The sequence below is a fragment of the Silvimonas sp. genome (assembly GCF_031291215.1).
Classification (GTDB): Bacteria; Pseudomonadota; Gammaproteobacteria; order Burkholderiales; family Chitinibacteraceae; genus Silvimonas; species Silvimonas soli.
The window spans coordinates 1-10150 of record NZ_JARLJK010000084.1; the positions used below are offsets into that span (position 1 = coordinate 1).

The window sequence follows — 10150 nt, forward strand, 5'->3', positions numbered from 1 at the left end:
CCAGGCACTGGCGGTTACAAGCTCGGGGCTTTGTCTTGTGCTTTGTGGTTTTCTCTTGTGCCGGGTTTACGGGTGTTTGCTCGGCAACAATTGACGTTGTCTCATCGGTTCGCGGGCGCAACCAAGGGAGACACGCCACAGTAGCGCTACTAGTAACATCGTGTCTGAGACAATGATGACTAGATCCAAGGGTAAAGTACCGCCGCAGGGCGCGGCGAGGAGTTCACCCGAGGGTGATAACGTGGCTAATGTCACGAGTGCGGCTCCTGAGGGTTCGGGTGTCGCAGCCCCTCCTCCCCCACAGGTGGGTGAGGAGGGCAAAACCAGACTTAGCGTGTCTTCGGACCGCGAGAAGGAGACGGTGGTCGAGGAGGGCGACGACGCGTCGAATGCGTCCATTTTGGCGTCGCCTGATGACGCGCCGCACGTCGACGCGGGCGCGGTTCCGCCTGACGGGGGCCCGTCGGGTGAAAAATCGCAGCGCAAGACAGGTGGTGATGCCAGAGGCGAATCATCTGCGCGCGGTTCAGCGCCGGCGTCGGCCCCTACCCCCTCCCGTCTCCCCCGTTCTGGATCTGTTGCAGTTGGCGGCGCAGGTGTGGACCCCACTGCGAGTGTGATCGCCGAGTCCGTCAGCGCCATGAGGCTCATGATGGAGGCAATGGCATCTATGCAAGCCCAGATGGCCAGCATGATGCAAGAGCGTGCGCGGGCGGAGCAACTTCAACTTGTCCAATCCGCGGCCGATCCAGCTTCAGCCACTCGCAGCGTCAAGGGCGTCGGCGCCGGCCAGCCTCGTACTTATCCTGTGCAAGATATCCCTTGGCCCAAACTGCGGAGCACCAAGGAGGTCGACGCGCGTTCGTTCCTGGAGGAGTACGCCGAGTACTGCGCGATGATGTTGGCGAGGGGCCTGCAGCCGGTGTCTCTGCTTATGACGCTGACCCGTGAGCAGAGGCGCGGTATGGGCGAGCTCATGAGGAAGTACGCGCGGGATGAGCCCGCGCTCGACGACCTGCCAGAGGGAGACGAGATCAACGGCATCGACGCTACCCTGTGGGAGGTACGTGCTCGCGCCACCCTGGAGGATATTGCGAAGCGCAGGCCTCCAAACGGATCTGATCTGGTGAATCTGGAGGCGCGGATCAGGGAGAAGATCTACTGGGACTCCAATCTGGCCTCATTCGACGATTCCCACAACGCGTTTCTTCTGGGCTGGGGGAATCTGGTCGCGGAGTACGGCTACGCGGACATGTTGGCGGAGGGTGGCACCCCTGCGAAGACGGCCATCAGGTGCCTCATCGACAGGCTGCACCCGCCGGAATTCCGTGACATCGTGCGTCGGGATGTTGCCAAGGAGAGCATCAAGACGCTGGACGATTTTTTCAACCTACTGGACACCTATGCCAGTGGCTACAACTTTCTCAAGCGCTGTCGGGACTACCACTCATCTGGGGCGGAGTCAGGCAAGGTCAAGGGCGTGTACAAGAACAAGGGAAGTGAAGGGGGCAAGCCTTCTGGTAAGCCCACGGAGGGGAGTGTTGGTGAGGCGGCACCGGCTCCAGTGAAGTCGACGGTCACCTCCAAACCCTCCTCATCGCCTTTGTCATCGTCCAAGGCACCCGCAGGCAAGGAATCTGCCGGCGACAGCGGTACCGTCAAGGCGCTGAAGTGCCACGAGTGCAAGAAGGACCACAAGGTGCGTGATTGCCCCACTGCCTCCGAGGAGCGCAAGCTGTACTGGAAAGAGCAGTACACCCGCGACAAGAAGTCCACGAGCCGCGTCAAGGCGGCGACAGCTACCATGCATCGGGACGGACGCATCAGCTTCGGCGGCACGTCACTGTGTGTCCCGTTCACTGTCGATACGGGTGCATCAGAGACGTTTGTGCCGGAACGCATCGCGGAGCAGCTCAGAGAGGCGGGCTTTCGGGCAGAGGACCTCCCTCACCCCCTCATCATCATCACGGCCAAAGGTGGGCCGGATGGGATCATCACCGCAACGCAACAGATTGTTGGCGACGCGGTGTTGCACTTTACTGGTGGCGGTGTCTCGCATGTGCGGGATATGCGCCTTCTGATTGTGCCTAAGCTCGCAGATGGTGAGATACTTCTCGGGCGTCGATTCATCGAGGATCACGCGAAGGTGGACTTGGTGGACGTGTTTAGGAAGGCGTGTGCGACGCTGCCCCCGGACGACATCACCCTCTCTGACGTGAAGGAGGCGTTGGCGGAGTCGGAGGAGACGAAGGAGTGTGACACACCGCGTCTCAAGCCTGCACACGTCGCCAGCCTCAAGCGCGCCGCCATCGCAATGCAGCTGCAGGGCGAAGAGGAGGAGTTACAGCTGCCTCCCAGCATCGGCGTGACTGACCTGTCGGAGATTCGAGCTGAGCTGCACAAGGCGGTGTTAGCCGCGGATGGTTTCAACCTTCTCTCCAAGGAAGCGGTGGCGGAGCTCACTGCGATAGTGGAGGTGGATTTCATCGACTCATTTCGGGTGGTGTTGGGAAACGACCCGCCAGCGGACGTGGAGCCCATCAGGGTGCAGATGAAGCCGGGCCTGGGGACCATCCGCCACAAGCCACGCAAGTACAGCCCGGAGGCGAGCGAGTTCTTGCGGTTGTACATCAAGATGTTGGTGGACTTCGGCTACATTTACTTCGATCGGGACGCTATCTGCGCGTCACCGGTGCATCCTGTCCGCAAACCGCACGCGAGCCTGTCGGACGACATTCTCAACCAGTTTCGCCTCGCGGTGGATATGCGTGAGGTTAACCAGTATGCGTACGAGGGAGCGTTCCCGCTGCCTCATCCTGATTCCTTTGCCCCCTTGCTGGCAGGCCAACGCTATTTTGGCAAGCTGGACTTACTTGGCGGGTACTGGCAGATGCCTCTGCACGAGGACAGCCAGAAGTACTTCAGCATTCAGACTGACGCGGGTGTGTGGACATCCAGGCGACTGATCCAGGGATTCCGTAATGCGACGGGCCCTTTTCAAGCCATCATGGTTGGAGTACTTGGGGACCTTGTCAACACAGCGTGCTTCGTGTTCCTGGACGACATTTTGGTGTTTGGCAAGACGGAGCGTGAGTTTGTTGACAACTGGCGCAAGGTGTTGACGGCGTTGACCAAGGCGCGTCTCAAGATCGCGGCGCGCAAGACGGTGTTGTTCGAGCCAAAGATCAAGTTCTGCGGCAAGATCTACTCGGCGAAAGGAGTGCACAGCGACACCGCATACGTGGAGTCATTGGTGAAGATGGGCGAGCCTACTGACGGCGCCCAACTGCGCAAGTACATCGCATGCACCAACTGGCTGCGGGACGCCATTCACGACTATGCGAGATTGGTGGCGCCGCTGCAGGAGTTACTGAAGGCGGTGGGCAGGGCGGCACCCAATCCGAAACAGCGGGGATACCAGTCGGTATCTCTGGCAGCGGTGGGATGGAACGAGACGCACAGTCGCGCCTTCAACGAGTTGAACCGCGTGTTGGCGAGAGAGACTGAGCGTGCGTACCCTGATGACACTCAAGCTTTGTGTGTGTTCACAGACGCCTCCGATCTGCATTGGGCGGGCGTGATTACGCAAGTGCCGCCGGAGCAGCTGGCACTACCGCTCGATCAGCAACACCATTCACCGTTGGCGTTTGTCAGTGGCTCGTTTGACGCCACACAGCGCCGGTGGCCCACTGTGGAGCAGGAAGGTTACGCCATCAAGGAGACTTGCGTGAGATGCAGGCACTTGCTTCAGCGGCGTGACGGGTTCCGCATCTACACCGATCATCTCAACCTGCGTTACATCTTCAACAGCGACGTGGCGTTGGCGGACGGACGCAAGCAGGCGGCCGATCGCATTGAGCGGTGGAAGATCATCATGGGTGCGTTCAAGTACAGCATCCACCACATCGACGGAGAGAGGAACATCTTCCCAGATATGTTATCACGGTGGGGAAACCCCGCTGCGGGAGCAGCGGCGACGGACTCGGACAGCACAGCTGGTGTCGACGAGGCGTTGACTTTGCGGTGCGCGACGCGTTTGAAAGCAGCGGCAGGGCTGCCGCTGCCAGCAGGGGATCCGGATGGCCCTCCTTCTGAAGCGTTGTTGCGTGCGGTTCAGCGCGACGGCATCACCGCGGCAGACCGGGAAGTGTACAAGCTGCGCGAGGATCCGCGTGGTTTGTGGGTGAACGAGGCAGGACTTGTTTTTGTCCCGGACATCGGTAACATTCGCGCGCAACTGGTGGCAGTGGCTCATCAGGGCGTTGCGGGACACCGAGGGTCCGACACGACGACGGCATGGCTGCGTGAGGTGTTCTTTTGGCCAGGGCTGGTCTCACAAGTTCACCAAGCCTGTCGCGACTGTGTGATTTGCCTCAAGACGCGCGGCGGTGCGACTGTGCCTCGGGAGAAGCTCGTCGTCACCAGGGCCACGAGGCCCAATGAGCGTCTTCACTTTGACTTCTGCTACATTCGTGAGGTTACCGCGGACACGCCGGGCCAGGTGGCCCATGTGTTGGTGATCGTGGATGATTTCAGCAGGTTCGTCGAACTGGTGCCAGCAAAGTCAGCGGACTCAGCCACAGTAGCGGGCGCGCTGTTGGCGTGGTTTGCAAGGTACGGCGTTTGCACACAGTGGACTTCTGATCGTGGTCCGCATTTCACTAGCCAGATTATGGCGACGTTGGCGGACAAGCTCAAGGCACGGCATCACTTCACGGCGCCGTATGCCCCATGGTCGAACGGTTTAGTGGAGCGGGCGAACAAGGAGTTGAAGCAGCTGCTGTCAGCCTTTCTCCTGCAACACGGCATGGCGCCGCATCAGTGGCCTGACGCGCTTCCTGTGATACAGGCAGCGATGAACAACACCCCGTCTGCGCGGTTGGGTGGCTACACTCCGTTGCAGGCATTCATGGGTCACACACCTCTGAACCCTTTGCAGGTGGTGCTGAACACGCACACCTCCGAGCTGGTCGACGCGGCAGTTGTCAGCGACGACATCAAGACACGCATCGCCAGCATCAACGAACAGTTCCAGAAGATGGTGCACGACGTCGCGGCGGTGGCGCCACGCGCGGACAAGCGGCCTGGGGCTTCTGTGAACTTTGCGGTGGGCGATCTCGTTCTTACGGCCACGCCGGGCGTCACCATCAAGGACAAGACACAAGCATCGTGGGAAGGACCGGCTCAGGTGATAGAGCAAGTAAACTCGCGTGTGTTTGTGGTGCAGGACGTCACCAGCGGGCGCAGGCAGACGTTGCACGCGGACTTCCTCAAGAGTGTGCCGGAGAGTGACTCGACGACGCCAGTCACTCCAACGCTACAGCAACTCGCTGCGGACAGCGGACGCGGTTTCGCCATCTCGGACATCAAGGGCAACCGCGAACTGACTTCTGGGGAGTGGCAGTTGCGCATTCTGTGGGAAGCGGACAAGAGCATGACGTGGGAACCTCTCACTACCATCTTTGAGGCAGAACCTCGACTCGTCAGGAGCTACGTGAGCAAGCTACGCAACCAGCACACCAAGGACGTGTTGCAGGCGGTTTTGCGTTCGCTGACGGGGACGAAGCGGCGGACGCCAAGGTCCAAGCGTCGAGGGTAGCCTGTTCTCTGGAGGGGAGTGTGGTGGCGGTGCCCCACCGAGCGGATCTTCGTGGTGAGAGAACCAGGCACTGGCGGTTACAAGCTCGGGGCTTTGTCTTGTGCTTTGTGGTTTTCTCTTGTGCCGGGTTTACGGGTGTTTGCTCGGCAAGAATTGACGTTGTCTCATCGGTTCACGGGCGCAACCAAGGGAGACACGCCACAGACTCCAACACAGTCACACACTTGGCACGGCAGCATGCACACTGAGGCACGGCGCCCGCACGCCCACGTTCAGTGTACGGCCCGAACTGGCGCAATATGTCGTCAAGTCCCGCACTGAGCTTACCGGAATGGGGCAGTGGAAAGAAACTTGGGTGTGTGTGTGTGGGTGCTGATGCCGCACGTTTCGTGACCCGCTCCCTGTGTCCGCCTACACTGGCCGCTGTTCTCCCGGTTTCAACAATTTTGCACTCTTAGCACCGCACGCCTGTGTTGGTCTAGGAGAACAAGCAGAGGTGAGATTGTCTGAACACCCCAAAAACGTTGTGGGGGGAAAGGGCCGCCACTCCATGGCCACTCTACGCCGCTCCAGCGCGACGTTGCCCGCGCCCGCTCCAGATGACGACCCCGAGCGCTCCGTGTGGTACTTTGCCCAGGTTCTGGCTCACTTCAATGGCTCCGTTCTGGAGTCGATCTACTTGCAAATTCTGGTGTCCGGCGTCGTGGCAGCGGGCGTGGCCATCTGGCACGACGTGGCCACGAAGCAGGACGTCAACATTTACGAGGCATACGACCTCACCACAGCGGCGCTGGGTGAGGAGAGGGGGCAGTGTGGGGTGTGGGATGCGTTGGGCTCAAAGCGTGGTCCGTTGGGCGGCTCGCGCTGCCCCGCGCTCCCCGGTCCTTTTTCCATTTTTGAGCGAGGCTAGTGTTCCATATGGTTTCGCGTCGTGCCGCCCCTTCCACAGGCGCCATCCTGGCACTGGTCGTCGTGTTTCGCAACACCGTGTCGCATCAGCGCTACAACGACGCGCGCTCCGCCATCTCTGAGGTGTGCGCGGGCATCCGATCATTTGCAGTTGTGCTGCACAGCACCACCACGCTGGAGGGGCTGGACGAGGAGTCCAAGGCCGCAAAACCCGCGTTCAAAGAGGCGGTGAAGCTCTGCATCGTACGTTGTGTGTCCTGCGGGTGCTCCCATTTTGCCCGAGGCACACTCCATGTTGTTTATGGTACCCGTGTTGTGGTTGTGCCCGTGCGCGTCTCCACCTCACCCGCGACCCCTTATTGTCCAGATCCTCTTCGCGACGATCATCGAGGAGGTGCGGGACTCGCGTGAGGCGCCGCCGCCCCCCGTGGAGAAGGACCATCGCCTGCAGTTCCTTGCCAAGATGGTCGCCCAGTCCCGCAAAGCGTACGTGGCAGTCGTTTCGTGCGCGTTTATGTGTGGCCTTATTGTGTTGTGTGCACGGTGCGCAGGTACGACACGAGCCTGTACCAGAGGTACCCTCCCGCGGTGCGGCCTGGCATCGTGGCCAGTGCGGTGCTGCGCCAACTGGATGCCCTGCAGCGCAAGGGGCACATTCCTGAAAAGACCGTGTCGCGCTGCCAGAGCGTGATTCTGGAGACCGTCCTCAAGGTGTGTGACGGGCGCCCCGGGCTCAGTCGTCGTTTGTGTGAACTTGCTTGTATTGTATGCGTATGTGTGTGATTGTGCCAGAACTGGGAGCACCTGAACCGCATTGTGACCACGCCCACGCCGTTTGTGTATCGCCACCTCCTGTACACGCTCATCTTCATCTACGTCTTCACCTTCCCCTTCGCCTTCGTCGCCAATCTGCAGTACTTTGTCATTCCCTGCACCATGGGTGAGTTGCGCTTTTAGGGGCGTTTGTTTGAAGCCTTGCAGCTCTGTTGACCCTTGCTGCGATTTGGGCGTGTTTTGTGGGTGTCCACCGCGCAGCCATCGCGCTGGCGTACTACGGTCTGGACCGCGTGACGTTTGAGCTGGAGAATCCTTTGGGCTGGGACGACAATGACATTGACCTAACGGCCATCATGCACGCGCTGGCGGACGAGACGATGAAGATGCACGAGAGTGTGTTTGGGCCGGATCCGCCCCCTCCACCGCCCCCTGCGCTCTCCCTGCTCGTGGCCAACTTGGAGAAGAGTGGCATGCGCAAGGCCATCGCGCAGAAGAAGGCTGCACGTGCGTAACCGCTGCCATGTGCTTGTTTTGTGCCTCTCATGTACTGCTTTGTGCCCCCCTGTTGGTTTTTGTTGCTATGCCTGCTCGCGCGCAGTGGCGTCCCGCAAGCTGGCAGCGAGTGGCGCCTCACAGACGCCGACTGAGGGGATGGTGTCCCCCAGCGCACCCAAAGTGACCCTGCCCATCACTCCCGCCGCACAGCCGCGCGTCATGACCCCGCGGGCCAATACTGTCGTGGCGAGGAGTGGCAGTGAGGACAGGAAGGCGTTTGCGCGTGTGCAGCCCCTGGAGTTTGACGCAGAGCCCCTTGTGCCCGCCGATTCAGAGGTGAAGGCATTAGAAGGCAGCGACACGCTTGTCCTGCCTGTCACGCCTGCCACGCCGGATATTGACCGTGACACCGCACGGCCCATGTCACGAGGCTTGCCGAAGCGTCTCCCGGGCCTCGCCGGTGCCTCCCCTGGCCGCCACCTCGCCGAGCCCAAAATTGCCCCGTTGTAATGCGTGCTAGTCCCGCCCTTACGTACTTTTCTTTGAACTCTGTGCAGGCCCCTCCCACACTTGTGTTTTGCTTGGGCTGCAGACCGCTCATTCTTTATTGAGATTGTCTTGCTGGTGGAGATTGTACGTCCAGACACCCCAAAACATTGTGGGGGCAGGGCACTGTTCTCGCCCTCTGACGCGAGCGTGCCGCATGGCTCGCGCCGCCCGCCGCTCCAGCATTGCCCTCGCGCCTCCTGCACCCGCTCCTGATGACGACCCCGAGCGCTCCGTGTGGTACTTCGTCCGCGTGCTGGCCCGCTTCGACGGCTCCGTGTTCGAGTCGATTTGGTTGCAAGTGCTGGTGTCCGGCGCCGTGGCCGCGGGCGTGGCCGTCTGGCACGACGTGGCCAAGGAAGGGGAGGCCAACCTTGTGGACGTGTATGATTTAGCCAGCGCGGCGCTGGGTAAGCGGGACGGAGGGGCGGGCCGCGGATTGCGCACCAAACGAGTGTTTTCGTGGTTCGTTGCGTTTGTTTGCCGCCACGGTTCGGCGGGATGCCGGCCCCCCGCACGCCTGCGCGCGCGTCGTTTCGCCGTATGTGCGCATTATTGATGCCTTACTGCTCCGCCCGCACACACGCCGCAGGCGCCATCCTGGCCCTGGTCGTCGTGTTTCGAAACAGCGTGTCGCATCAGCGCTACAACGACGCGCGCTCCGCCATCTCTGAGGTGTGCGCGGGCATCCGATCATTTGCAGTTGTGCTGCACAGCACCACCACGCTGGAGGGCCTGGACGAGGAGTCCAAAGCCGCAAAACCCGCGTTCAAAGAGGCGGTGAAGCTCTGCATCGTACGCACTCTGTCGAGTGTGCCCCGCGTGTCGTGTGGTCGAGAGGCGGTCTATTGTGCTTCATGTAGTAAATTTGGTTGTGTTGGTTCGCCTGTGCGTTTCTGCACAGATCCTCTTTGCGACGATCATCGAGGAGGTGCGGGACTCGCGTGAGGCGCCGCCGCCCCCCGTGGAGAAGGACCATCGCCTGCAGTTCCTTGCCAAGATGGTCGCGCAGTCCCGCAAGGCGTACGGAGCCCCCGCCGCTTTTTTTTATCATGCCCTCGCTGAGTCGATCGACTGAGTGTGTACGTGTGCAGGTACGACACGAGCCTGTACCACAGGTACCCTCCGCCTGTGCGGCCTGGCATCGTGGCCAGTGCGGTGCTGCGCCAGCTGGATGCCCTGCAGCGCAAGGGGCACATTCCTGAAAAGACCGTGTCGCGATGCCAGTCCATCGTCCTGGAGACCGTTCTCAAGGTAAGAGACGTGTTCTCGATCGCGCATGCGCACGTGTTTGCGTGTGCATGCATGCGCGATTGTGTGTGAGTGCGTGCGTGTATGCGATGCGCGTCGAGGTTGTGTATTTGTGTGTGCTTGTTTGCACCCGGCGTTTGTGTTGTTGTCCTTTCAGAACTGGGAGCACCTGAACCGCATTGTGACCACGCCCACACCCTTTGTGTATCGCCACCTCCTCTCCACCCTCATCTTCATCTACGTGTTCACCTTCCCCTTCGCCTTCGTCGCATCTTTGAAATACTTCTCCATCCCCTGCACCATGGGTGAGTGCCTTTGTACTTGTGCCATTCATGTGACATTTTCGCACGGACTATTGTTGTTTGTTTGTGTGCAGTGATTGCGCTGGCGTTCTACGGCCTGGACCGCGTGACGTTTGAGCTTGAGAATCCTTTGGGCTGGGACGACAATGACATTGACCTGACGGGCATCATGCACGCGCTGGCGGACGAGACCATCATGATGCATGAGAGTGTGTTTGGGCCGGATCCGCCCCCTCCCCCGCCCCCCGCGCTCTCCCTGCTCGTGGCCAAC

The 10150-nt window shown here is 60.7% G+C and carries 10 protein-coding genes; all 10 read left to right on the top strand.

The annotated features are described in order from the left end of the window. The first annotated feature begins 661 nt into the window (after window positions 1-661). The gene (locus tag P4L78_RS10240; protein ID WP_309327939.1) at window positions 662-5599 is read left to right on the top strand and encodes a reverse transcriptase domain-containing protein; all 4938 of its coding nucleotides are present in this window, start codon (window positions 662-664) and stop codon (window positions 5597-5599) included. Between the two features lie 550 nt (window positions 5600-6149). Further along, window positions 6150-6509, top strand: a complete 360-nt coding sequence (locus P4L78_RS10245; protein WP_309327940.1) for a hypothetical protein — start codon at window positions 6150-6152, stop codon at window positions 6507-6509. Window positions 6510-6517: 8 nt separating this feature from the next. Then, window positions 6518-6919, top strand: coding sequence for a bestrophin family ion channel (locus tag P4L78_RS10250; RefSeq protein ID WP_309327941.1), 402 nt, complete (start codon window positions 6518-6520; stop codon window positions 6917-6919). 372 nt (window positions 6920-7291) lie between these two features. Beyond that, on the top strand, window positions 7292-7465 hold the full coding sequence (locus tag P4L78_RS10255) for a bestrophin family ion channel (protein ID WP_309327942.1): 174 nt from the start codon (window positions 7292-7294) through the stop codon (window positions 7463-7465). A gap of 29 nt (window positions 7466-7494) precedes the next feature. Next, window positions 7495-7797 (top strand): bestrophin family ion channel, encoded by a 303-nt coding sequence (locus P4L78_RS10260; RefSeq protein WP_309327943.1) that lies wholly within the window; start codon window positions 7495-7497, stop codon window positions 7795-7797. A gap of 686 nt (window positions 7798-8483) precedes the next feature. Then, the gene (locus P4L78_RS10265) at window positions 8484-8885 is read left to right on the top strand and encodes a hypothetical protein (protein ID WP_309327945.1); all 402 of its coding nucleotides are present in this window, start codon (window positions 8484-8486) and stop codon (window positions 8883-8885) included. Then, window positions 8885-9274, top strand: a complete 390-nt coding sequence (locus P4L78_RS22910; RefSeq protein ID WP_405051534.1) for a bestrophin family ion channel — start codon at window positions 8885-8887, stop codon at window positions 9272-9274. The genes P4L78_RS10265 and P4L78_RS22910 overlap by 1 nt, the downstream gene beginning before the upstream one ends. Continuing rightward, complete coding sequence (locus P4L78_RS10270; protein WP_309327946.1) at window positions 9195-9404, top strand: hypothetical protein; 210 nt, start codon at window positions 9195-9197, stop codon at window positions 9402-9404. The genes P4L78_RS22910 and P4L78_RS10270 overlap by 80 nt, the downstream gene beginning before the upstream one ends. A 201-nt stretch (window positions 9405-9605) precedes the next feature. Continuing rightward, window positions 9606-9956: a bestrophin family ion channel gene (locus tag P4L78_RS22915; protein ID WP_405051535.1), complete on the top strand. Its 351-nt coding sequence runs from the start codon at window positions 9606-9608 to the stop codon at window positions 9954-9956. Further along, window positions 9887-10150 (top strand): bestrophin family ion channel (locus P4L78_RS10275; RefSeq protein ID WP_309327947.1); only part of this gene is annotated, 264 nt, incomplete at its 3' end. The genes P4L78_RS22915 and P4L78_RS10275, both read left to right, overlap by 70 nt.